Genomic DNA, 22,264 nt, shown 5'->3' with positions numbered 1-22,264 from the left:
GTGGCCGACCGTACAGTCGGCCGCATGCTGCAGACGGTCGCCATCCGCGGATATCGCTCGCTGCGCGAGGTGATCCTGCCGCTGGGCCGGCTGTCGGTGATCACCGGCGCCAACGGGTCCGGCAAGTCGTCGCTGTACCGCGCGCTGCGACTGCTGGCCGACTGCGGGCGCGGCGAGGTGATCGGGTCGCTCGCCCGCGAGGGCGGGCTGCAGTCGGTGCTGTGGGCCGGCCCCGAGCAGGTGGCCGGTGCGCGACGCACCGGCAAGACCGAGGGCACCGTGCGCACCCGGCCCGTGTCCCTCGAAATGGGCTTCGCCGCAGACGATTTCGGCTATCTGGTGGATCTGGGCATCCCGCAGTCCGTCGGGAAGTCGGTGTTCGCCCGCGATCCGGAGATCAAACGGGAGCTGTTGTTCGCCGGCCCGGTGCTGCGGCCCAGCACGACGCTGGTGCGCCGGTCCCGGGTGTTCGCCGAGGCCAGCGCCGAGGACGGCAACGGTTTCGACGAGCTGTCCCGGTCGCTGCCGTCGTATCACAGCGTGCTGGCCGAATACGCCCACCCGCACGCGCTTCCCGAGCTCGCGGCCGTGCGAGAACGGCTGCGCGGGTGGCGGTTCTACGACGGGTTCCGGGTCGACGGCGGGGCGCCCGCGCGGCACCCGCAGGTCGGCACCCGCACCCCCGTGCTCTCCGACGACGGCAGTGACCTCGCGGCCGCGATCCAGACGATCCTCGAAGCGGGGTTCGACGACCTGAGCCGCGCCGTCGCCGAGGCGTTCGACGGCGCCACCCTCTCGGTGGCCATCCACGACGGGCTCTTCGACCTTCAGTTGCGACAGCGCGGCATGCTGCGCGCGTTGCGGGCCGCCGAATTGTCCGATGGCACACTGCGTTTCCTGCTGTGGGCCGCGGCGCTGCTCAGCCCGCAACCGCCGTCGCTGATGGTGCTCAACGAGCCGGAGACCTCGCTGCACCCGGACCTGGTGGCGCCGCTGGCGTCGCTGATCCGCACCACCGCCGCCAAGTCCCAGGTGGTGGTGGTCACCCACTCCCGCTCCCTGCTGGAGTTCCTGGACGCCGTGCCGCTGAGCGAAGACTCCGACGGAGCCCTCGAGATCGAGCTGTACAAGGACTAGGGCGAAACACGCATCGGCGGCCAGACGCTGATCACGACGCCGCGCTGGGATTGGGGTGCGCGCTAGGCGCTCTCGGCTCCTGCGGTGAATGTCCGCGCGCCGTCGCGGCGAGTGTGAATCCTGGGCGCTGCGAGTGAATCCTGGTCGGCCTTTCACGGCGGGTCGCCGCCGTGGCTTCACTCCGGAAGCCCTCAGCGCACACTCAACGCAAATTGCCTTCCGGGCAATATTGCCTATCGGGCATGTTTTGCGTACGGTGGCACCTATGTCCGGACTGCGCGAGCGAAAAAAAGCCGACACCCGTCGCGCGCTCAGCGATGCCGCCCTGCGCCTGGCTTTCGAGCGCGGGCTGGACAACGTGACGCGCGAAGACGTCGCCAACCTGGCGGGCGTCTCACTGCGCACGTTCAACAACTACTTCAGCGGCAAATATGAGGCGGTGGCCTACCGGCAAGCCGAACGCCTGCGCCGCAGCATCGCATTGCTGCGCGCGCGCCCCGCCGACGAGCCACTGTGGACGGCGATCACCCACGCCGTGCTGGAGCCGCTGGAGGACGACTTCGGCGACGTGTACGGCGACGAGAACCGGGCGCCCAGCCGCCAGGAACTCGTCGAGGTGCGAAAGCTGCTCATGCAGCCACAGGTTCGAAACTCGGTGCCGCAGCACCTTTTCGACGAGTTCCTCCACGTCATCGCCGAACGCACCGGCACGGACCCGAAGCATGATCTGTACCCGCGATTGGTCATGGCCGTCGTGCGGGCCGTCGGCGACGCCGCGGCGGACGCCTATGCGTGGGCCGATCCCCCGGTGGCGATCACCGCGCTGATCCGCTCGGGCTTCGCCGACGTCGAGGCGGGGCTACCGGAACCCCCCAGAAAGAAGGCAGCCCATGGCTGACGAACACGCCGACGTCGTCATCGCCGGCGCCGGCCCCAACGGGCTGATGCTGGCCTGCGAGCTGGCCTTGGCCGGTGTCAGGCCCGTCGTGCTGGACGTCCTCCCCGGGCCCAGCTCCGAACCGAAGGCCAACGGCCTTGTCGGACAAGTCGTTCGGATGCTCGACATGCGCGGGATGTATCAGGACTTCACCGGTGACGAGGGGCCGCCCCAGCCCAGCCCGGGATGGATGTTCGCGGCCATGCCGCTGGTCTTCTCCGAGGGCCACGACAACCCGATGTACGCGATGCTCATGCCTCAGCCCCGGCTCGTGCGGCTGCTCGAGAAGCGGGCCCGCGACCTCGGGGTGGATGTGCGCTGGGGCCATGGCCTCGTCGGGATCGTGCCGGGGCCGGAATCCGTTGCGCTGCACGTCTCGTCACCCGAAAGCGACTACGCCATCGCCGCCGGTTACGCCGTCGGAGCGGACGGCGGGCGCAGCCTGGTGCGCAAGTCCCTGGGCATCGACTTTCCCGGCACCACCTCAGAGATGGTCGGTCGGCTAGCCCACGTGCACATTCCCGACGAGTACCGCCGCCCGGACATCGCCAGCATCGAGGTTCCGGGCTTCGGTCCGCTTCGCTTCGGGCACAGTCGCTTTGACCGAGGCGGGATGATCTATGCCGAGTTCGAGCCGGGTCGTGCGCTGCTCGGGACCATCGAATTCGGCCCGCCGGTGGATGAGGTGCCGATGAGTCTGGCCGAGCTGCGCGAGAGCGCTCGCCGCGTGCTGGGTGTCGACGTTCCGTTCGAGGAGCCGAAAGGACCGGGGCCGCACGCCCTTCGGCGCATCAACGGGCAGAACACCCGGCACGCCGAACGCTACCGCGACGGCCGGGTCCTGCTGCTCGGCGACGCCGCGCACGTGCACAGCGCGATGGGCGGTCCGGGGCTGAACCTGGGGCTGCAGGACACCGTGAACCTGGGCTGGAAGCTGGCCGCCGAGATCAACGGCACGGCGCCGCCCGGATTGCTCGACACCTACCAGTCCGAGCGCCATCCGGTCGGTCAGCGCGTCATGATGCATTCGCTGTCCCAGATCGCGCTCATGGCGCCGGGGCCCGAAGTCGCCGCGCTGCGAACGCTGTTGGGCGAGCTCTTCACCTTCCCGGACGTACAACGGCACATGGCGGCGCTGCTCGCCGGGTCCGACGTGCGGTACGACGTGGGCGACGACCACCCGCTGTCGGGCCACCTCGTGCCGGACCTGACCCTCGATGACGGCCGACGGGTGGCCGAAGTTCTCCACGATGGCCGGCCGGTCCTGCTCGACCTCGGCGGCGGCTTCGCGAACGCGGCGCAAGCCTGGGCCGGCCGCGTCGATGTCGTCGCCGCGAGCGTCGCCGAGCCACCCGCCGCGGCGCTGCTGATCCGGCCGGACGGCTATGTGGCATGGGCGGCCGACGGGTTCGGGGCGACGCACGCAGAGGCCCTGCGCGCGGCGTTGCGCCGCTGGTTCGGGTCGCCGGCGACCAGATAGCGCCGCGCGCAAGCGAAATTCACAGACTGTTCAGGCGGGCGTCGGGTCGGCATTGGTGAGTGCACATGCGCACCGCGTGTCCTCGCCTAATGCGCGTTGTACAGGTCGCCAATTTCTACGGCCCTCGCTCCGGTGGCCTGCGCACCGCGATCGACCGGCTGGGCGCCGAATATTGCGCCCACGGTCACGAGGTCTTCTTGATCGTTCCCGGCCAGCGCGCCGGGCGCGTCCAGCTGTACACCGGCGTGGTGCGAATCACCCTTCCCGCCAGGCTGATTCCCTTCACCGGCGGCTACCGTGCGGTGATGCCGGGACCCGTCAAGGCCCTGCTGGCGGCGCTGCGACCCGACGCGCTGGAGGTGTCGGACCGGCTCACGCTGCGGTCGCTGGGCCGGTGGGGACGCGATCACGGCGCCACGACGCTGATGATCTCCCATGAACGCCTGGATCGCCTTGTGGGCCAAATCCTTCCGCGCCGGGCCGCGCGGAAGTTCGCCGACGTGGCCAACGCTCGCACCGCCGCGAACTACGACACCGTGGTGTGCACCACCGGTTTCGCGCGCGAGGAATTCGACCGGATCGGCGCCGGCAACACCGTCACCGTCCCGCTGGGCGTGGATCTACAGACGTTCCACCCGCGCCGCCACTCGTATCTGGTGCGCCGGCGCTGGGCGGCGCCGACACAGCTGCTGCTGGTCCACTGCGGCCGGCTGTCGGTGGAAAAGCGCGTCGACCGCAGCATCGACGCGCTGGGCGCGTTGTGCCACGCCGGCGTCGACGCGCGGCTCGTGGTGGTGGGCGAGGGCCCGTTGCGGGCCCGGCTGCAACGCCAGGCCGCGCGGCTACCGATCGACTTCACCGGTTTCATCTCCGATCGCCACGTCGTGGCGCAACTGCTGGCCTCGGCCGATGTGACGCTGGCCCCGGGACCGCACGAAACCTTCGGGCTGGCGGCGCTGGAGTCGCTGGCGTGCGGAACCCCGGCCGTCGTCTCGCGCACGTCGGCGCTGACCGAGATCATCACCCCGGACAGCGGCGCGTCGGCCGACAACGACCCGGCCGCCATCGCAAAAGCGGTCAGCGCCATCGCTGGCCGGCCCGAACGGCAACGCCGCATGTCCGCGCGGCGCCGCGCCGAGGACTTCACCTGGCATCGGGCCGCGACCGGAATGCTGGCGTCGATGGGTGCGCCGGCCTTTGACGGCGGCGCCTCCGAACGGACCGCATAGCCGCTCACACCGTGCCATTCGGCTGGCTAGTCTCGATACAGACGACAAGGAGGAGCCGGTGCAAGCACGCGATCAAGTGTTGATCACCGCCGCCGAGTTGGCCGGCATCATCGAGGCCGGCGACCCGGTGAGCGTCCTGGACGTGCGGTGGAGGATCGACGAACCCGACGGGCGCGCGGCCTACCTGGACGGCCACATTCCCGGGGCGGTGTATGTCTCGCTCGAGGACGAGCTCAGCGACCACTCGATCTCCGGCCGCGGCCGCCATCCGCTGCCGTCGGGACGCGACGTGGAGGCCGCCGCGCGTCGCTGGGGGATCCGGCAGGGCGCGCCGGTGGTGACCTACGACGACTGGAACCGCGCCGGTTCCGCGCGCGCATGGTGGGTGCTGAGCGCGGCCGGACTGCAAAACGTCCGCATCCTCGACGGCGGCTTGGCCGCCTGGCGCTCGGCCGGCTACGGTCTCGAGGCCGGACCCGTCGAACCGCCGACCGGCAATGTGACTGTGCCGCACGGTGATTTGTACGCCGGGAGCCGTCCCACGCTGACGGCCGAGCGGGTGGCCGAGGGCACCGTGACGCTGCTCGATGCGCGAGCGCCGGAGCGCTACCGCGGTGACGTGGAACCCCTCGACGCCGCCGCGGGACACGTTCCCGCCGCGAAGAACCTTCCCAGTGTCGCGGTCTTGGGGGCCGATGGCACGTTCCTCGGCGAGGATGCAGTTGCGCAACTGTTATCCGATCGCGGGATCGAGCGTCACGACACGGTGGGCGCCTACTGCGGGTCGGGTGTCACCGCCACGGTCGCGATCGCGGCGCTCGCCGCGATGGGGCGGGAGGCGGCCTTGTATCCGGGGTCGTGGTCGGAGTGGAGTTCGGATCCGTCCCGTCCGGTGGAGCGCGGCTGAATCACGTTGTGCACGGCAGCCTTTTGATGCCGTGGAAGAACGACGAGCGCAGCCGGTCGGGCGGTCCGGTGACGGCCAGGCCGGGCACGTTCGGATAGAGCTCTTCGAGCATGACGCGCAGCTCGAGCCGGGCCAGTTGCGCGCCGAGGCAGAAGTGCACTCCCCCGCCCCCGAATGCGGCGTGACCGGCGTCGGGGCGGGTGATGTCGAACTGGTCCGCCCGGTCGAAGACGTCCTCGTCGCGGTTGGCGGACAGGTAGTGCATCAGCACCCAGTCGCCGGAGGGGATTCGCTGCCCGCGGATCTCGACGTCGCGGGTCACGGTGCGCCGGAAGTGCATCACCGGGGTCGCCCAGCGCAACAGCTCTTCCACCGCGGGCTTGATCGCCGCGGGATCGCGGGCGAGCAGCGCCTGTTGCTCGGGGTGCTCGGCGAGCGCCAAGATGCCGTGGCTCAACGTGTTGCGGGTCGTTTCGTTGCCGGCGATCGCCAGCAACAGGAAGAACTCGTTGAGCTGGTCTCGGTTGAGCTTTTCGCCGTCGACCTCCGCGGCGAGCAGCGCCGACAAGATGTCGCCGGTGAGGCCGTGCTTGCGCCGATGCTCCACCAATTCCCCGCAGTAGGCGAACATTTCGGCGGCGGCCTGGCCCAGCGCCTCCGGCGTGGGGGCGTAGTCGGGATCTTCGATGCCCAGGCTGCCGATGGCGTTGCTCCAGCGGAAGACGTCCATCCGGTCCTCGGCGGGAACGCCGAGCACGTCGGCGATCACTTGCAGCGACATCTCGGCGGAAATGTCTGTCACGGCGTCGAATTCGCCCTTGTCGATGATGGTGTCGACGATGTCGCGGGCCACGAGCCGCATCCGCGGCTCCAGCCGCTGCACGTTGCGCACGGTGAAGCCCTGGTTGATCAGCTTGCGGAAGTGGATGTGACGCGGCGGATCGATGCCGGGCAGCATCGCCGAGTTGGGGCCGGCCTCGGCCTCCACCAGTGTGTTGCCCTTGCTGCTGCTGAAGGTGTCGGTATCGCGGCTGACCAGGCGCACGTCGGCGTGTTTGGTCAACAGCCACGCCCTGGGCAACCCGGGCAGCTGCACCGGGTGTACCGGCGAGCTGGTCCGCAGCCTCGTCATCGCGTTGTACGGGGCGCCGGTGACGAAGGTGTCGGGGTCCAGCACGGCGGCCGCGTCGCGGTCGGCCGCGGTGTCCAGGTTCTGTGGGACCAGGGATTTCACCAGCGTGGGTTTGGCAATGCTCATCGCCGATCCGTTCCTCCTCGTAGCGAGGCCCTGATTCCGGCGATGATCACCTCGAGGCCCGCGCGAAAGTGGTTGGCGGCCTGGCGCTTCCCTCGTTGCCCGGGCCGCGTCTCCTGCAGGCCCACCGAGCCGAGCAGATAGGTGTACAACACCGAATGGGCCGCCGCCGCAACCGGTTTGGTCAGGCCCGCCTCGGCGAGCAGCGATCGGCTGAGCGTGTCGAGCCGACGGGCCGACTCGCCGCCGCCGCCGGTTTGCAGGACGCCCGCGATGCCGGGCACCGACAGGATGACTTCGCGGGCGGCGCAGTAGAGCTCGGCCAGCCGGGTGTCCCACGGCCCCGTCTCGATGACCGGGATGTCGGCCAGCACCGATTCGGCGAGCAGATCCAGGCAGGCCTGCTTGCCCGGCACGTGGTAATACACCGAGGGCACCGCGGCGCCGAGCTCGGCCGCCAACTCGCGCATCGTCACGCCCTGCACGCCGACGCGGCAGGCCAAATCCCGCAGGGACGCCACCACGCGCGCGCGGTCGAGTTCGCCATAGGGTCGGCGCACCGCGGCCGTCATCGCGACCCTCGCTTACTCGCAGCGGCCGGTCGACTCGTGCCAGATTCGAGCACTGTTAGAATCTACCCCGGTATGAATCATCCTGGGAAGAGCACGTTATGACCGGCCGGCCGGCCAAACTGTCGGTGGCCACCCCGGTCGTGACGATGTTCCCCCAGAGCAGCGGCGACTGGGAAAAGAACGCGACCATCGAGGACCTGGCGCAGATCGCCGAGGCCGCCGATCGGCTCGGCTACCACCACCTGACCTGTAGCGAGCACATTGCGCTGCCCGCGGCCGAGACGGACCGCCGCGGCACCCGCTATTGGGACCCGCTGGCGACCTTCGGCTACCTTGCCGCGCGCACGCGACGAATTCGGTTGGCCACCAACGTGCTGGTGCTCGGCTACCACCACCCGCTCGAGATCGCCAAACGCTACGGCACCCTGGACCAGGTCAGCGGCGGCAGGGTGATCCTGGGGGTCGGCGTGGGCAGCCTCAAAGCCGAGTTCGATCTGCTCGGCGCGCCGTTCGACGACCGCGGTCGGCGCGCCGACGACGCCCTGCGGGCCCTGCGCGCCGCACTGTCGGCACCCGAACCCGAATACCACGGCGAGTTCTACTCCTTCGGCGGCATGGTCGTCGATCCCTGCGCGACGCAGGACCACGTCCCCATCTGGATCGGCGGGCAAACGCTGCGATCGCTGCGCCGCGCCGCCACCCTCGCCGACGGGTGGGCACCGTTCAACGTGAACCTGCGCCAGGCGCGAGACTGGCTGAGCCGCTTCGAGTTCGGCCCCGGTTTCGCCGTCGTTCTGCCGCCTCCCGCGCTGCTGGATCCGATCGGCGAGCCGGAACGGACCCGCGACCTCGTCGGCGAGACCGCCGCGCACGGCGCGACCATCGTCAGCGCCGCGTTCCGCCACACCTCGCTGCCGCATTACCTGGAGAACCTGCAGGCCCTCGCCGAACTCCATCCCCCGTCCGGCGGCGCCACGTAGGATCCGCTGTCCACCATCGGCGCCTACGAGGCGCAGCAGGTGGGCTGCGATTCGTCGGCGGGCCCGAACGTCTCGGAATCGGCCTTCACGGTGTAGATCTCCCAGCGCTCACCGCCCGGTCCGCTCACCCACACCTTGTCTTGGGTGGCGTAGCAACAGGACGAGTCGACCTCTTCGTCGGTGAGCAGTCCCGTCTCGGCGAGCCGCCTGTTCTCGGCGAGCACGGCGTCGCTGGAGGCGACCTCGACCCCGAGATGGTTGAGGGTGCCGCCGTGGCCGGCGTTTTCCAGCAGCACCAGTTTGAGCGGTGGGTCGGCAACGACGAAGTTGGCGTAGCCGGGTTTGATCTTGGCCGGCTGGACGTCAAAAAGCTTGCTGTAGAACGTGATCGCCTCGTCGAGGTTGTCGACGTTGAGGGCCAGTTGAATACGCGACATGGTTACCGTCCTTTCGTGGCGGGTACATCGATCGTCATCGTGATCCCGAGCAGCTCCCGGATGAGGGCATACACATGCTCGGCGATGTCCTCGCGGATGGCCCGCACCGTCTCGACCGGCTGGCCGGCGGGATCGCGCAGGGGCCAATCGCGGTACGAGACGCCCGGGAAGAACGGACAGGTATCACCGCAGCCCATCGTGATCACCACGTCGCTCGCCCGGACCACGTCGGCGTCGAGTGCCTTCGGGACGTCGGTGATATCGATGCCCCATTCGGCCATCACGGCCATCGCCGCGGGGTTGATCTGATCGACGGGTTCGGTTCCGGCGGAACGGACGTCGATGCGGTCGCCGGCCAGGTGGCGCAGTAGCGCGGCGGCCATCTGAGAACGACCGGCGTTATGCACGCAGACGAACAGAACGCTGGGCCTGTCGGCGCTCGACCGGGAACTGTCGGCCGCACCAAAGAGCCGCGGGCGCAAGGCCAGGGAAACGTAAACCAGCGCGACCAGGATCGGAACTTCGATCAGGGGTCCGACCACGCCGGCCAGGGCCTGACCCGAGGCGGCGCCGTAGGTCGCGATCGCCACCGCGATCGCGAGCTCAAAGTTGTTGCCGGCGGCGGTAAACGCCAGGGTTGTGGTGCGCGCATAGCCGAGCCGCAGCAGCACCCCCAGCGCATATCCGCCCGCCCACATGATCGCGAAATACGCCAGCAGCGGCAACGCGATTCGGGCGACATCCCAAGGCCGGGAGGTGATTTGGTGGCCCTGTAGCGCGAAGAGAATGACGATGGTGAACAGCAACCCATACAACGCCCAGGGCCCGATCCGGGGCAGGAAGCGGCCCTCGTACCAACCGCGGCCCCTGGTGCGTTCGCCCAGACGGCGCGACAGGTACCCGGCCAGCAGCGGCAGCCCCAGGAAGATGAGCACCGATTTCGCGATCTGCCAGGCGGACACGTCGATTCCGGTGGTGCTCAGACCCAACCACCCCGGCAGCACCGACAGATAGAACCAGCCCAGGGCGGCGAACATGACGACCTGGAAGATCGAGTTCAGCGCGACCAGGACGGCGGCGGCTTCGCGGTCACCGCAGGCGAGGTCGTTCCAGATGATGACCATGGCGATGCAGCGCGCCAGCCCCACGATGATCAGCCCAGTGCGGTACTCCGGTAGATCCGGCAGCAGGAGCCAGGCGAGCGCGAACATGACCGCGGGTCCAACCAGCCAGTTCAGCGCCAGCGATGTCACCATCAATTTGCGATCCGCGGTCACGGTGTCCAGCTGGTCGTACCGCACTTTGGCCAGGACCGGGTACATCATCACCAGCAGCCCGATCGCAATCGGCAAGGAGATCCCGTCGACCTGAACGGCGCTCACGGCTTTTCCCAGGCCCGGGACAAGCCGGCCCAGCAGCAGGCCGACCACCATCGCCATCGCGATCCATCCCGGCAGGAAGCGATCCAACGTCGATAGCCGCGCGCTTACCGGTTGGCTCATGACCCGCATCCCGCGGCCGACAGGGCGTCAACATGCAACACCGACGAAAGTTGTTGCAACGCTTCGGGGACCACCCAGTAGTACACCCACGTGCCGCGTCGTTCGCAATCCAAAAGGCCCGCCGACCGCAGTGTCTTCAGGTGATGGGAGATCGTCGGCTGCGACACGTCGAATGTCGGGGAGATCTCGCACACACAGGCCTGACCGCCCGGGTGGCTGGCGACCAGGCTCAACAGCCGCAACCGCACCGGATCGCTGAGCGCCTTGAACATCGCCGCCAGCTGCGCGGCTTGCGGCTCGGCCAGGGCGGCCGCCCCCAGCGCGGGGCAACACTCCTTGGTTTGATTCGACATTGGTCTATATAAACACGTATCGAATCAGGATGCCAGGTTCTATAGTCCTCATGACCGTCTAACGGAGGACCGATATGACAAACCTTCAGCGGTGGATCGTTCGTGCGGCTGCCGCGCTCGGTGCGCTGGCACTGGGGGCGAGTCTGCCGGCCTGTTCCGGCAAGGAAAGTCACCCGGCCGCTCCCACAAGTTCGACTCCGGCCTTGACGAGCACGACCGTCATGATCGACGGGAACAAGCACACGCTCATCGCCGCGGTCGACTGCACAAGCTCGGCGGCCCAACCGAATGCGTCGCCACCGGAATCGGGAGACCTCACGACCCGCATCAGCGTGCACGACGACGCGGCGTCGGTGTCCCTGGCCGTCTCGGACGAACGGCCCCCCACCGTGGACGGCTTCGCGATTTCGCTCAAGCTCGACAATGGCCAGTATCAGCTGCCCTATCAGGGAACCAATTCGCCGACGCAGGTGCAGGCGACCAAGGACGGTAAGAGCTACACGATCACCGGCACGGGCCAGGCGACCACGCCCGGGCAAAGCGGTGTGCGCGACGTGAGATTCGGCATCCACGTGACATGCCCTTAGTCGTCGCGGTTGTTTGCCGCGATCTCCTCTGAGAGGCTGACAGCTTGGACATCTTCGCGCAGTGGCAAAACGGCGGCACCGAACTTCGCTGGCGGTCGACCACCGCGGCCAACGATGCCAGAGAAGTCGCGATTTTCAGCCGCCGGTGCGGCACCCCCGGCGCGCCCGCGCTGGTGCTGGTGCACGGCTTTCCGACGTCGAGCATCGACTACTTCGCCCTGACCGCCGAGCTCGCCGCGGAGTTCGACATCTACCTGCTCGACTTTCCCGGCTACGGGCTCTCCGACAAACCGCCCGCGCCGTACGTGTACTCGCTCTACGACGACGCCCGGCTGCTGGTCTACGCCATCACCGAGGTGTGGCAACTCACCGACTACCGCATGCTCACCCACGACCGCGGCAGCAGCGTCGGCATGGTCGCGCTGGGCATGCTGGCGGCCCTTGATCCGCCCGCGGTGCCCGCCGACCTGATCGTGACGAATGCCAATATCTACCTTCCACTTTCGAATCTGACCGCGTTCCAGACCGCGCTACTCGATCCCGGGACCGGGCGCGCCACCGCGGCGGCGACGACGCCGGAGATGCTGGCGGCCGGGATGGGCGCCAGCACGTTCATGCCGCGACGGACATTGGACGATCCGGAGATCGCCGCCTTGGCCAAATGCTTCGCCCACAACGACGGAATCCGCGTGCTGCCCGACACCATCCAATACCTCAACGAGCGCGCCGCCGACGAAACCAGTTGGCTGGAAACGCTTTCCACGAGCGATGTCAACACCACCGTGGTGTGGGGCGTCCACGACAACGTGGCACCGTTGCGGGTTCCCAACCACGTGTGGCAGACGTATCTGAGGAACAAGCCCGGCCGCAACCGGTATTGGCTGGTGCCGGGCGCCGACCACTATCTGCAGTGCGACGCCCCAGAACAACTGGCGCAGATCGTGCGCCTCACCGCCCAGGGCGACGACATTCCGTTGCAGACGCTGGGAAACCAGCCCGACGGCGCGGTGCTGGTCGACCAGAGCGCGCCCTAGCTGTGATGTCCAGGGAGGTTGGTCAGTCGGGTGACCGGTGGCTGGCCTCCGATGGCGGAGTGGGGTCGGTGGTGATTGTAGAAGTGCAGCCAGCCGGCTAGAGCGGTGTCGCGCTGTTGGGTTGATTCGTAGAGTCGAGCGTAGGCCCAGCCGTCGGCCAGAGTGCGGTGGAATCGCTCGATCTTGCCGTTGGTCTGCGGTCGGTATGGACGGGTTCGCTTCGGGGTAATGCACAGCTCGGCGCAGGCATCACGCCATGCGTAGGACTTGTAGGCCGAGCCGTTGTCTGAGAGGACTCGTTCGACGGTGACGCCGTGGTCGGTGAACCACGCCACGGCGCGCTGCAGCACGCCGATCGCTGTGACCGCCTTCTCGTCCGCGCAGATTTCGGCGTAGGCCATCCGGGAATGATCGTCAATGACGGTGTGCACGAACGCCGTTCCGATCCGGGGGCGATAGTCCTTGCCGCGCTGGCCAGTGCGCCGGGCGGTCTGTCGGGCGTTGTGCTTGCTGATTTGTCGGCTCACGAACTTGTGCCCGCCGCCGTCGGGGATGTTGCCGAACTTGGTGACGTCGACATGGACCAGCGCTCCGGGCGAGGCGTGCTCGTAACGACGCAATGGCTCGCCGGTGACGCGGTCGATGTAGGACAGCCGGTTGATACGGCAGCGGGTCAACACCGCATGCACGGTCGAGGCCGGCACACCGAGCCGGCCAGCGATCTGTACTGGACCAAGCCGGTGACGCCACCGTAACCGCACGATCCGCCGCACCATGCGTGGCCCGGTCCTGGTCGGGCTGACACGGGGCCGCGAGCTGCGATCGGCCATCCCGGCCACCCGTTCGGTTCGAAATCGGTCGGCCCATTTCTTGGCGGTTCGTGGGGCGACCATGAACATCTTGGCTGCCGCGGCGTAGGTCCAGCCCTGCTCGACGACGAGGCGAGCAAGCCTCAAACGAGCGCGTGGCGTCAAAGCAGCGTTAGCGTGGGACACGAAGGCCTCCTGGTTGATGAAGCGGTTTCTAGACAGCTCCACTTCATAACCGGAGGCCTTCACCTGTCACACAGGCTCACCGATACCAAACGGGACAATGTCCCTGGACATCACACCTAGCCGCGCCCTAGCCGCGCCCTAGCGGCGCCTTAGCCGCGCCCAGCGTGACGCCACAGTCACGTTCGGCGCCGAGCGTGACCGCACAGTCACGCTCGCGGGCGAACGGGCCGAAAGTTATCCCGTCACGACGGGCAGGCGCGCCCACCCACGCACGCTCGCGGTGTGCGCGCGCTCGGCGTTGGCGTAGTCGACCTCCCAGTCCGGCCAGCGTTTGAGGACCTCTTCGAAGGCCACCCGCGCCTCCATCCGGGCCAGCGCCGAGCCCAGGCAGAAGTGCAGGCCCTGCCCGAAGCTGAGGTGGCCGCCCGCCTGCCGGTGGATGTCGTAACGGTCCGGATCGGCGAACCGCCGCGGGTCGCGGTTGGCGGAACCGTTGAGCAGCAACATGAATGAACCCTCGGGCACCACACGGCCGTACTGCTCGGCATCCTGCGCCACATACCGCGCCTGGACCGGCGACGGGGGTTCGAAGCGCAGCGTCTCCTCGATCGCGCCCGGGATCAGGGACGGCTCGGCGACGAGCTCGCGGCGCTGCTCGGGGTGATCCGACAGCAGCTGTCCCATGAAACCGATGAGCCGGGCGGTCGTCTCGTTCCCGGCGCCGGCGATCATCGCGGTGTAGGCCAGCACCTCGGTGCGCGACAGCGGGCGCCGGGTCCCGTCGGGCTCGTCGATCTCGGCCCGCAGCAGCTCCGTCATCAGGTCGTCGGAGGGATGACTGGCCCGCCATTCGATGTACTCGGCGAACAGGGCAATGGAATTCGCGAAAACGTTCGCATCGACCGCAGCGGGGTCGCTGTCCTTCGACAATTCGATGTTGGCGACGCTGCGGTCTCGGATCTTTTCCTGATCGGCCTCGGGGATGCCCAGCAGGTAGCCGATGGTCCGCATCGGCATCATCGCCCCGAGATCGGCGATGAAGTCGAACCTCCCGGCGCCGACCAGCGGGTCCAGCTCGCGGACACAGAATCCGCGCACCAGATCCTCCACGGCCAGCATCCGCCGGGGCGTGAAAACCCGCGAGAGCAGGCGCCGATGCAGGTCGTGCAGCGGCGGATCTTCGAACAGCAGAATGCCCGGCGGCACTTCGATATTGGCGAACAAGATATCGGCGGTGGTGCCCCGGCCGGATCGGTAGGTCTGCCAGTTCGGCAGCTCGCGTGCCACGTCGTCGTAGCGGCTCACCGCGTAGAAGTTGTACTTCTCGTTGTAATACAGCGGCGCTTCTTCGCGCATCCGCTTCCACACCGGGTACGGGTTGTCATCGATCGCGGAGTCGAAGGGGTCGTAGTACAACTCGATCGCGCTCGTGTCTGTCATGAACCAATTCCTCTGAGTAGAGCGGTCTTTGGAGAGCTCAGCCGTTCCTGTGCAGGAAGCCGTGCAAGATGGCCTGGATGAGTTCGTCGACGATGGTCTCCCTCGACGGCGGCTCGGTCCCGAAGTAGGTCGAGCGCAACGCCGCCATGCCGGCGATCATCGCGACCGTCGAATGGGCGGGCAGGTCGGGATGGTCCGAGCGCAGCCCGCGCAGGTGCATGCCCTCGGCGCTGATCTGACCGAGCGCCGTGACCGCCTGCCGGATCTCGGCGATGCCGGCGTCGGCCTTTTCCTTCTCGGACAGCGCCTCGGAAGCCATCAGGGTCAGCAGCAGACCCTGATGTTCGACGAACACGTCGTAGAGCTGCCCCACGAAACGACGCGCCAGCTCCTCCTCGTCGGTCTCCTCCGGGACGACCGACTGCCAGGTCTGGCGAAATTCCTCGACGAAATCGGTGAAGGGCAGGACGAGCGCCTCACGAAACAACGCCGCCTTGGAGCCGAAGTGGCGAAACAACAGGTGCTCGGTAACCCCTGCGGCCTGGGCGATTTCACGCGTCGTCGTGCTGCGGTAGTCCTGGCGGGCGAAGCGGGCCCGGGCGGTGTCGAGCAATAGCTGGCGCGGAGCGCCGCGGGGCCGGCGCACCGAGGCCGACGCCGCGCTGCGTTTCGTGGTGGACGGCCGCTGGGCCACGTCGCTGCCTCCTCACCCGATGGTTGACTGCCTTTAGGATAGTGTGCACTATCTAACGAGTCGAGCTCGAATCGGAAGGGGTTGCGACTGTGGGCGCCGTCATCATGCTGGGCACGCTGTTCGGACTGATCGTCGTGATCTTCGGGCTGGTGCTGCGCTTCGACCCCCAGGCACGCCGCAGCCAAGGGCGCGACCAGTGAGCTCCCCGATGACACCGGTGATGCAGGCGGCCAGCGACTTCGCGCTCGTCGGGGGCATCACATTCACCGCCCTGGGGATCTATCTGAGCGTTCGCCAGCGGCGCGTGCACCCCCTTCTGCTGCTGTGCATCTCGGCGATGTCGTTCTCGTGGATCGAGGCCCCCTACGACTGGGCGATGTACGCGCAGTTCCCGCCGGCCATCCCCCGGATGCCGTCGTGGTGGCCGCTGAACATGACGTGGGGTGGGCTGCCGCTGTTCGTACCCGTCGGCTACGTCTCCTACTTCGTGCTGCCGGCCGTGACCGGCGCGGCGCTGGGGCGATGGGTGGCCGCCCGGTTCAACTGGCGCAGGCCCCAAACGCTCTTGGTGGTCGGCCTTGTCGTCGGCTTCTGCTGGGCGCTGTTCTTCAACGGGTTCCTGGGCGCCAAACTCGGCGTGTTCTATTACGGCCGCGTGATTCCCGGGCTCGCGATCCGCGAGGGCACCCTGCACCAGTACCCGCTCTACGACTCGCTGGCGATGGGCATCCAGATGATGCTCTTCACCTACCTGCTGGGCCGCACCGACGCCCAAGGACGCAACGTCATCGAGATGTGGGCGCAGAACCGGGCGAAGAACTGCGTCGCCTCGTCGATCCTGTCCGTCGTCGCGGTGGTGGTCATCGGAAACGTCCTCTACGGCGCCGTTTTCGCGCCCCACCTGGTGACGAAGCTGGGCGGCTGGGTGACCACCGAGCCGCCCGGCCAGCTGTTCCCGGGCGTCCCGAACCAACCGCGCTAACCGCCGAAAAATTACGATAGAGCCCCGGGCAGCACGACCTCGCCCACCCGCTTGAGATAGGTCCACGCGATGTCCGGGGGCAGCCCGCCGCACAGCGGCGACAGGTTGAGCACCTGACCGGCCTTCACCCGCGAAATCGCCTCGGGGACAGAGATGATCACGTGCGACGTGCCGGTCTCGCGCAGCTCGTCGACGGTGTTCACGTGCGAGAAGCCGGCCGTCGTCTCGTCGCCGGGGTTCCACGCGGCATAGGTTTTCACGTCGTGCAGCAGGTGATCGCCGATCTCTTTCCACGCCTGATCGACGTCTTCGGCGACGAACACGACGGAGGGGGTGTTGCGGTCGGGAAACATCGTCGGGCCCGGCGTGTGGCCGTGCTCGCGGCAGGCCTCCTCGTAGGCCCCCCGGATGCCCGGCGCGTTGGCGTTGCCCAGCATGCCCAGGCCGTACCTGCCGGCCCGGCGGGCCGCCGCCAGGGTTCCCCCACCCCACATCAGGCCGGGGCCCCCGGGGGTCAGCGGGCGCGGCGTGACCGTGATCCGCCGCCCGTCTTCGACCACGGTTTCACCGGCGAGCAGTCGCCGCAGCAGCGCGAGTTTCTCGTCGCAGACGCGGCCGCGCTTCTTGATGGGCACGCCGAAGTGCTCGAACTCCTCGGGCCGGTACCCCAGGGCCAAGATGTAGGACGCCCGCCCGTTGCTGATGATGTCGAGGACCGCCATGTCCTCGGCGAGGCGCACGGTTTCGTAGAACGGCAGGATCAGGATCAGGCTCAGCGCCAGGCGCTGGGTGCGCGCCGCCACCGCCGAGGCCAGCAAAAACGGTGACGGCAGGTAGCCGTCCTCGGAGCCGTGGTGCTCACACAGCACGGCGGCGAGACCGCCGTGCTCCTCGGCCCAGGCGGCCATTTCGGGCGCCGCGGCGTACAGATCGGTTGGGGCCGCGGCCCATTCGGGATCGCGCATGTCGAAGCGCAGTGTGTACACGGCAGACTCCTAGGTGGCCTAATCTTGGTGATGCACGTTACACCTTCAGTCGAAGGCGTAAAGCGGCAGCGTCATGGGAATGTCCAGCGAGCTGAGCAGGCCCGCGGGCGCCGCGACCACATATGGGATCGCGTTGACGACCCGCATCGCCGTCGACGCCATGGCGGCGTGCCCGGCGCCGTGGCCCGCGGCCTCCCCCATCGTCATCTCGCAGTGCACGTCGGGATCGCCGTCGATGTCGACCCGATAGGTGGCGTCGGACTCCGAGGTCGGCCAATCGGGCGCGACGTCGCGGGCCATCCGGATGACGTGCTCGATGACGATGGCCTCGCGGCCGTTCACCACGCCCGCCACCCGGGTCCGCACGGCACCGCAGGTGCCCGCCTTGACGGTGCCGAACGCCACCTCGATGTCGCGATCGGTCACCTGCCGGTCGAGGGCGCCGTGCAGCTCCTCCACCTCGACCCCGAGTCCGCTGGCGATCAGGTATATCGGTGCCTTCCAAGCCATTTCGATGAAGCCGGGCGTGGCGAGCATCGGTTGGAAATCCAGCGGACGACCGAACCCCATCCCGTTCATCATCACGTCGGCCACCGGGTAGTGGTCGTTGAGCGCGACCTCGCTGGCCGTGATGGTCCGGATGCGCTTCGACTGCGTCGTCATCAGCAGCGCGAGCTGATCGGAGGCGAATCCCGGAAAGATGCCCGACACGTAGAACGAGGCACCGCCGGCCGTGGCCGCCGCCTCGAGCTGGTCGCGCCAGTCCGGGGCGAAATACGACGGCGGATGCACCAGGCTGGTCGACGACGTCGACACGACGTTGATGCCGGCCGTCAGCAGCCGCACATAGTCGGGCACTGCCGCCCCGTCGCGCTCCGGACCGCTGGCCGCGTACACCACGCAGTCCGGGGCCAGGGCGATCAGGGCGTCGGCGTCGTCGGTGGCCGTCACGCCGAGCGGGTCGCCGCCGGCCAGCTCGCCGGCGTCGCGACCGACCTTGTCCGCCGAATGTACCCATACCCCAACGAGTTCCAGATCCGGGCGTCGGCGGACGGCGTCGATCGCGACCTTGCCGACGCCGCCGGTGGACCACACGACAACCCGCATAGCGCTTCTCCTCACCTGTTCTGCGCCGAGGGTGAATCCTGCGACGCGACACGCCGCCACGGCGTCGTGGAATTCACTCTCGCGGCCCCGCTGAATCGTGCGCACGGGTGGCGGCGCGCGCGGCGCGTTCTAGATAGGGCCAGGCAACGTCGGGTGCGATGCCGCCGCACAACGGGTGCAGGGGCAGCGGCCGGCCGCCACGGACGTACTCGGTTGCCTCGTCGGGAGTGAAGATGCGGTAGGGGCCGCCCTCGTCGCGCATTGCGTCCACGCTGTCGGCCCGGGTGATGCTGGCCACCGAGTCGTCATCGGGGCGGTAGGAAGCGGCCATCACGGCGTCGTGCACCAGGTGCGGACCCAGGACATCCCAGGCCCGGTCCACGTCGTCGGCCACGAAAACCGTTGTGGGATGGCCGGGGACGGGAAACTGGACGATGCCGGGTTCATGCCCGTGGGCCCGGCACTGCGCCTCGTAGAAATCCTTGAGGGCCGGCGAATCCGTTTGGGACACGAAGCCCAGGCCGAGCCTGCCGGCGCGCCGCGCGGCGGCTTCGGTGCCCCCGGCGATGAGCATCATCGGCCCGTTGGGCGACGCGCACGCGGGCGTGACACGCACCGTGCGGCCCTGGTATTCGACGGCCTCACCCCGAACCAGCGGGCCGAGCACGGCGAGGATTTCGTCCGCCTTTCGCCCGCGGGTGGCCATGTCGGCGCCGAAGTGGTCGTACTCCTCGCCGCGGTGCCCGACGCCGAACACATAGGAGACCCGCCCCCGGCTGATCAGGTCCAGCACGGTCATTTCCTCGGCCAGCCGGACCGGGTCCCACAACGGAATCGGCACCGCCGCCAGCAGGATTGCCAGCGTTCGGGTCCGGGCCGCGATGGCCGACGCCAGCAGCAACGGCGCCGGCAGGTGGCCATCGTCGGCGCCGTGGTGCTCGGAAAGCACCGACATCACGGCGCCGCGCGTCTCCGCCCACGCGCACATGTCGATGGCCGCCGCATACAGATCGGTGGGCGGCGCGCCCCACCCGGGGGCGCGCATGTCGAACCTGAGCGTGAACATCAACTCCCGCCCGCGCTCCGCCGAGGATCGGGTGAAGTGCCCGCCTCGCAGCGACAGCGCGGTCCCGAATCGTCGCCCGGAGGCGGGAAAAATCTTGATTCGGCGCTCACCGCTGCAGACTAACCTAAAATTTGTTCGTTAAGATAGTGCTTGCTTTCCTAACCTGAAACCACCCGCATTGGCGCGCACGTCGCGAACACACGAAAAGCGCGGCGGCCCTTAGCCTTACACCGCCGGCGGGCGGATGAACCTGAGGAGGAACGAGATGACAACACATCGCGTGGTGGTGTGGGCGACCGGCGGCATCGGCTCAATCGCTATCCGCGCCCTCTCGCGGCGCCCCAATCTGGAACTGGCCGGCGTCTGGGTGCACTCGGACGAAAAGGTCGGCAAGGACGCGGGCGAACTGGCCGGGGGCGAGCCGATCGGCCTGGAAGCCACCAACGACGCTGACGCGCTGATCGCGCTGAAGCCCGACTGCGTCATCTACGCGGCCAGCGGCCCGGAACGCGACGCGTTGGCCATCCCCGACTACGTCAGGCTGCTCGAGGCCGGGATCAACGTCGTGACGACCAGCACCACGCGGCTGGTCAACCCGCACGCCTACGAACCCGCGGAATGGCGCGACCAACTCGTCGCCGCCGCCAAGCAGGGCCAGGCGTCGCTGTACGCGTCGGGGATCGAGCCGGGCTTCGCCGCCGACTACCTGCCGCTGGTGCTGTCCACCCAGTCGTCGTTCATCGAAAAGATCCACTCTTTCGAGATCGGCCTCTACGACGACTACGGGGTGCCCGACATCATGAGCGACGCGCTGGGTTTCGGCCGTCCGCTCGACTACCAACCCTGGATCAGCTATCCCGGCGCGATCGCCGGCGAATGGCAGGGGCAGATCCGGTTGATCGCCGACGCGTTGGGGGCCGAAGTCCAGGAAGTCCGCGAGAGTTTCGATCGCGCCGTCACCAACCGGACGCTGGAAGTCGCGATGGGTACCGTCGAGGCCGGAACCTGTGGCGCGCTGAGGATGCAGGCGATCGGGGTGGTCGGCGGTCGCGAGGCCATCGTCATCGAACACGTCACGCGGCTGGCCCACGACGTCGCGCCCGACTGGCCCACCGGGATCGGCGATCTGTCCTATCGCGTCACGATCACCGGCGACCCCGACCTCGACTGCACCCTGGCGGCGACGTTGCGCGATCCCGGCAGGGCCGGGATCGCGGGCATGACCTCGGGGGCGGGCGCCATGGTCGCCACCGCGATGCGCGTCGTCAATGCCGTGCCCTATGTCGTTGCCGCCGAGCCGGGATTGCTCAGCTCGGTCGACCTGCCGTTGACGATTCCGAAGCACGCGTTCGCCACCTAATCTGCCCGAGTGACGTTTAATCCCCTCGAGGAGCTCACGCTCGAGCAACTGCGGCTTCGCACCAGCATGAAATGGCGTGCACACCCCGCCGACGTCCTGCCGCTGTGGGTCGCCGAGATGGACGTCAACCTGCCGCCGACGGTGGCCGAGGCGCTGCGCAGGGCCGTCGACAACGGCGACACCGGATACCCCTGCGGCACGGCGCTGGCGGAGGCGGTCGGCGCGTTCGCGGCGCGGCACTGGCAGTGGCATGACCTGGAGGTGGGCCGCACCGCGCTCGTTCCCGACGTCATGCTCGGCATCGTCGAGGTGCTGCGCCTGGTCACGGATCGCGGTGACGCCGTCGTCGTCAATCCCCCTGTCTACGCACCGTTTTACGCGTTCGTGGCGCACGACGGCCGCCGGGTGATCGAAGCGCCGCTCGCCGATGGGCGGATCGATCTGGACGCGTTGGAGGAGGCCTTTTCCCGGGCCCGCGCGACGCACGGGAACGTGGCGTACCTGTTGTGCAATCCGCACAACCCGACCGGCACGGTGCACACCGCCGAGGAGCTGCGCGCCGTGGCCGAGCTCGCGCGCCGATACGGCGTCCGGGTGGTGTCCGACGAGATTCACGCGCCCGTCATCCTGCTGGGATCGCGGTTCACCCCCTTCCTGACCGTCCCCGGAGCGGAGAACGCCTTCGCGCTGACGTCGGGGTCCAAGGCCTGGAATCTGTCCGGACTGAAGGCGGCCCTGGCCATCGCCGGGCCGCAGGCGGCCGCCGACCTGGACCGGATGCCGGAGGAGGTCAGTCACGGGCCCAGCCACCTCGGCGTCATCGCCCACGCCGAGGCGTTTCGCAGCGGTGACGATTGGCTCGACGCGACGCTGAGGGGCCTCGACGAGAACCGCAAACTGCTGGGCGAGTTGATCGCCGAGCACCTTCCAGGCGTGAAATACCAATGGCCACAAGGCACTTACCTCGCGTGGCTGGACTGCCGAGCACTCGGTGTCGACGAAGAGGTCAGCGATGGCCTCGCGGTGGTGGCCGACCTGTCCGGACCCGCCCGCTGGTTCCTCGATCACGCCCGGGTGGCGCTCAGCTCCGGCCACGTGTTCGGCACGGGCGGAGCCGGGCACGTGCGACTGAACTTCGCCACCTCGCGCGCCATCCTCACCGAGGCCGTGTCGCGCATGGGCCGCGCCCTCGCCGCGGCTCGATAGCGCCGCGGGCGCGGCCTT

General features: G+C 68.4%; 21 protein-coding genes and 1 pseudogene. 11 read left to right on the top strand and 11 right to left on the bottom strand.

Annotation, left to right across the window (positions count from 1 at the left end; translation table 11 throughout):
• Nucleotides 1-24: 24 nt before the first annotated feature.
• The 5 genes and pseudogenes from AC0KTM_RS08010 (at nucleotide 25) to AC0KTM_RS07990 (ending at nucleotide 5,690) form a co-directional block, all read left to right on the top strand.
• Nucleotides 25-1,203: pseudogene (locus tag AC0KTM_RS08010) on the top strand (AAA family ATPase).
• A 199-nt stretch (nucleotides 1,204-1,402) separates the two neighbouring features.
• Complete coding sequence (locus AC0KTM_RS08005) at nucleotides 1,403-2,035, top strand: TetR/AcrR family transcriptional regulator (protein WP_472415378.1); 633 nt, start codon at nucleotides 1,403-1,405, stop codon at nucleotides 2,033-2,035.
• Entirely contained in the window at nucleotides 2,028-3,554 is a 1,527-nt protein-coding gene (locus tag AC0KTM_RS08000) for an FAD-dependent monooxygenase (RefSeq protein ID WP_472415377.1), read from the top strand. The genes AC0KTM_RS08005 and AC0KTM_RS08000 overlap by 8 nt, the downstream gene beginning before the upstream one ends.
• Nucleotides 3,555-3,643: 89 nt before the next feature.
• Nucleotides 3,644-4,783 (top strand): glycosyltransferase, encoded by a 1,140-nt coding sequence (locus AC0KTM_RS07995; protein ID WP_472415376.1) that lies wholly within the window; start codon nucleotides 3,644-3,646, stop codon nucleotides 4,781-4,783.
• A gap of 58 nt (nucleotides 4,784-4,841) precedes the next feature.
• A complete protein-coding gene (locus AC0KTM_RS07990; protein WP_472415375.1) occupies nucleotides 4,842-5,690 on the top strand; it encodes a sulfurtransferase in 849 nt (282 codons plus the stop codon).
• A gap of 1 nt (nucleotide 5,691) precedes the next feature.
• Here the strand turns inward: AC0KTM_RS07990 and AC0KTM_RS07985 are convergent, their stop codons facing one another.
• Both AC0KTM_RS07985 and AC0KTM_RS07980 read right to left on the bottom strand, forming a co-directional pair.
• On the bottom strand, nucleotides 5,692-6,948 hold the full coding sequence (locus AC0KTM_RS07985; RefSeq protein WP_472415374.1) for a cytochrome P450: 1,257 nt from the start codon (nucleotides 6,946-6,948) through the stop codon (nucleotides 5,692-5,694).
• Nucleotides 6,945-7,517: a TetR/AcrR family transcriptional regulator C-terminal domain-containing protein gene (locus AC0KTM_RS07980; protein ID WP_238957795.1), complete on the bottom strand. Its 573-nt coding sequence runs from the start codon at nucleotides 7,515-7,517 to the stop codon at nucleotides 6,945-6,947. The genes AC0KTM_RS07985 and AC0KTM_RS07980 overlap by 4 nt, the downstream gene beginning before the upstream one ends.
• Before the next feature lie 98 nt (nucleotides 7,518-7,615).
• On the opposite strand from AC0KTM_RS07980, the gene AC0KTM_RS07975 reads away from it, so the two are divergent.
• A complete protein-coding gene (locus AC0KTM_RS07975; RefSeq protein ID WP_238957794.1) occupies nucleotides 7,616-8,497 on the top strand; it encodes an LLM class F420-dependent oxidoreductase in 882 nt (293 codons plus the stop codon).
• Nucleotides 8,498-8,520: 23 nt separating this feature from the next.
• On the opposite strand, the gene AC0KTM_RS07970 is transcribed toward AC0KTM_RS07975, so the two are convergent.
• The 3 genes from AC0KTM_RS07970 to AC0KTM_RS07960 are packed head-to-tail and all read right to left on the bottom strand — an operon-like array spanning nucleotide 8,521 to nucleotide 10,789.
• Nucleotides 8,521-8,934: an ArsI/CadI family heavy metal resistance metalloenzyme gene (locus tag AC0KTM_RS07970; RefSeq protein ID WP_238957793.1), complete on the bottom strand. Its 414-nt coding sequence runs from the start codon at nucleotides 8,932-8,934 to the stop codon at nucleotides 8,521-8,523.
• A 2-nt stretch (nucleotides 8,935-8,936) separates the two neighbouring features.
• On the bottom strand, nucleotides 8,937-10,445 hold the full coding sequence (gene arsB / locus AC0KTM_RS07965) for an ACR3 family arsenite efflux transporter (protein ID WP_472415373.1): 1,509 nt from the start codon (nucleotides 10,443-10,445) through the stop codon (nucleotides 8,937-8,939).
• Nucleotides 10,433-10,789, bottom strand: a complete 357-nt coding sequence (locus AC0KTM_RS07960; protein WP_472415372.1) for an ArsR/SmtB family transcription factor — start codon at nucleotides 10,787-10,789, stop codon at nucleotides 10,433-10,435. The genes arsB and AC0KTM_RS07960 overlap by 13 nt, the downstream gene beginning before the upstream one ends.
• Before the next feature lie 74 nt (nucleotides 10,790-10,863).
• On the opposite strand from AC0KTM_RS07960, the gene AC0KTM_RS07955 reads away from it, so the two are divergent.
• Together AC0KTM_RS07955 and AC0KTM_RS07950 are read left to right on the top strand one after the other, a co-directional pair.
• Nucleotides 10,864-11,376 (top strand): lipoprotein LpqH, encoded by a 513-nt coding sequence (locus AC0KTM_RS07955; protein ID WP_472415371.1) that lies wholly within the window; start codon nucleotides 10,864-10,866, stop codon nucleotides 11,374-11,376.
• Between the two features lie 44 nt (nucleotides 11,377-11,420).
• Nucleotides 11,421-12,410 (top strand): alpha/beta fold hydrolase, encoded by a 990-nt coding sequence (locus AC0KTM_RS07950; protein WP_472415370.1) that lies wholly within the window; start codon nucleotides 11,421-11,423, stop codon nucleotides 12,408-12,410.
• Here AC0KTM_RS07950 and AC0KTM_RS07945 read toward each other — a convergent pair.
• The 3 genes from AC0KTM_RS07945 to AC0KTM_RS07935 form a co-directional block, all read right to left on the bottom strand.
• Nucleotides 12,407-13,405, bottom strand: a complete 999-nt coding sequence (locus AC0KTM_RS07945) for an IS481 family transposase (RefSeq protein WP_238956983.1) — start codon at nucleotides 13,403-13,405, stop codon at nucleotides 12,407-12,409. The genes AC0KTM_RS07950 and AC0KTM_RS07945 overlap by 4 nt on opposite strands.
• A gap of 234 nt (nucleotides 13,406-13,639) precedes the next feature.
• Complete coding sequence (locus AC0KTM_RS07940) at nucleotides 13,640-14,845, bottom strand: cytochrome P450 (RefSeq protein ID WP_472415369.1); 1,206 nt, start codon at nucleotides 14,843-14,845, stop codon at nucleotides 13,640-13,642.
• 37 nt (nucleotides 14,846-14,882) lie between these two features.
• Nucleotides 14,883-15,539, bottom strand: a complete 657-nt coding sequence (locus AC0KTM_RS07935) for a TetR/AcrR family transcriptional regulator (protein ID WP_472415368.1) — start codon at nucleotides 15,537-15,539, stop codon at nucleotides 14,883-14,885.
• Between the two features lie 196 nt (nucleotides 15,540-15,735).
• Here AC0KTM_RS07935 and AC0KTM_RS07930 point away from each other — a divergent pair, with 196 nt between their 5' ends.
• On the top strand, nucleotides 15,736-16,521 hold the full coding sequence (locus tag AC0KTM_RS07930; RefSeq protein ID WP_472415367.1) for a spirocyclase AveC family protein: 786 nt from the start codon (nucleotides 15,736-15,738) through the stop codon (nucleotides 16,519-16,521).
• A gap of 11 nt (nucleotides 16,522-16,532) precedes the next feature.
• Here the strand turns inward: AC0KTM_RS07930 and AC0KTM_RS07925 are convergent, their stop codons facing one another.
• The 3 genes from AC0KTM_RS07925 to AC0KTM_RS07915 form a co-directional block, all read right to left on the bottom strand.
• Entirely contained in the window at nucleotides 16,533-17,507 is a 975-nt protein-coding gene (locus AC0KTM_RS07925; protein WP_472415366.1) for an LLM class flavin-dependent oxidoreductase, read from the bottom strand.
• Between the two features lie 45 nt (nucleotides 17,508-17,552).
• Nucleotides 17,553-18,614, bottom strand: a complete 1,062-nt coding sequence (locus tag AC0KTM_RS07920; protein ID WP_472415365.1) for an NAD(P)H-dependent amine dehydrogenase family protein — start codon at nucleotides 18,612-18,614, stop codon at nucleotides 17,553-17,555.
• A 73-nt stretch (nucleotides 18,615-18,687) separates the two neighbouring features.
• Complete coding sequence (locus AC0KTM_RS07915; protein ID WP_472415364.1) at nucleotides 18,688-19,680, bottom strand: LLM class flavin-dependent oxidoreductase; 993 nt, start codon at nucleotides 19,678-19,680, stop codon at nucleotides 18,688-18,690.
• 265 nt (nucleotides 19,681-19,945) lie between these two features.
• Here AC0KTM_RS07915 and AC0KTM_RS07910 point away from each other — a divergent pair, with 265 nt between their 5' ends.
• Together AC0KTM_RS07910 and AC0KTM_RS07905 are read left to right on the top strand one after the other, a co-directional pair.
• Complete coding sequence (locus tag AC0KTM_RS07910; protein WP_472415363.1) at nucleotides 19,946-21,040, top strand: NAD(P)H-dependent amine dehydrogenase family protein; 1,095 nt, start codon at nucleotides 19,946-19,948, stop codon at nucleotides 21,038-21,040.
• Between the two features lie 66 nt (nucleotides 21,041-21,106).
• Nucleotides 21,107-22,246 carry a MalY/PatB family protein gene (locus AC0KTM_RS07905; RefSeq protein WP_472417411.1) on the top strand — a complete coding sequence of 380 codons (1,140 nt, stop codon included), beginning with the start codon at nucleotides 21,107-21,109 and terminating at the stop codon, nucleotides 22,244-22,246.
• Nucleotides 22,247-22,264 lie beyond the last annotated feature (18 nt).

Source organism: Mycobacterium sp. NTMscope_Eco_3 (assembly GCF_976985685.1).
This window is presented reverse-complemented; position numbering and strand designations above follow the sequence as displayed.

Bases quoted from the DNA above. Each gene is read 5' to 3' on its own strand.
- AC0KTM_RS07955 (WP_472415371.1), top strand. From the start codon at position 10,864: ATGACAAACCTTCAGCGGTGGATCGTTCGTGCGGCTGCCGCGCTCGGT.
- AC0KTM_RS08005 (WP_472415378.1), top strand. From the start codon at position 1,403: ATGTCCGGACTGCGCGAGCGAAAAAAAGCCGACACCCGTCGCGCGCTC.
- AC0KTM_RS07920 (WP_472415365.1), bottom strand. From the start codon at position 18,614: ATGCGGGTTGTCGTGTGGTCCACCGGCGGCGTCGGCAAGGTCGCGATC.
- AC0KTM_RS07975 (WP_238957794.1), top strand. From the start codon at position 7,616: ATGACCGGCCGGCCGGCCAAACTGTCGGTGGCCACCCCGGTCGTGACG.
- AC0KTM_RS07985 (WP_472415374.1), bottom strand. From the start codon at position 6,948: ATGAGCATTGCCAAACCCACGCTGGTGAAATCCCTGGTCCCACAGAAC.
- AC0KTM_RS07910 (WP_472415363.1), top strand. From the start codon at position 19,946: ATGACAACACATCGCGTGGTGGTGTGGGCGACCGGCGGCATCGGCTCA.
- AC0KTM_RS07980 (WP_238957795.1), bottom strand. From the start codon at position 7,517: ATGACGGCCGCGGTGCGCCGACCCTATGGCGAACTCGACCGCGCGCGC.
- AC0KTM_RS07995 (WP_472415376.1), top strand. From the start codon at position 3,644: ATGCGCGTTGTACAGGTCGCCAATTTCTACGGCCCTCGCTCCGGTGGC.
- AC0KTM_RS07915 (WP_472415364.1), bottom strand. From the start codon at position 19,680: ATGTTCACGCTCAGGTTCGACATGCGCGCCCCCGGGTGGGGCGCGCCG.
- AC0KTM_RS07940 (WP_472415369.1), bottom strand. From the start codon at position 14,845: ATGACAGACACGAGCGCGATCGAGTTGTACTACGACCCCTTCGACTCC.
- AC0KTM_RS07960 (WP_472415372.1), bottom strand. From the start codon at position 10,789: ATGTCGAATCAAACCAAGGAGTGTTGCCCCGCGCTGGGGGCGGCCGCC.
- AC0KTM_RS07970 (WP_238957793.1), bottom strand. From the start codon at position 8,934: ATGTCGCGTATTCAACTGGCCCTCAACGTCGACAACCTCGACGAGGCG.
- arsB (WP_472415373.1), bottom strand. From the start codon at position 10,445: ATGCGGGTCATGAGCCAACCGGTAAGCGCGCGGCTATCGACGTTGGAT.
- AC0KTM_RS07905 (WP_472417411.1), top strand. From the start codon at position 21,107: ATGAAATGGCGTGCACACCCCGCCGACGTCCTGCCGCTGTGGGTCGCC.
- AC0KTM_RS08000 (WP_472415377.1), top strand. From the start codon at position 2,028: ATGGCTGACGAACACGCCGACGTCGTCATCGCCGGCGCCGGCCCCAAC.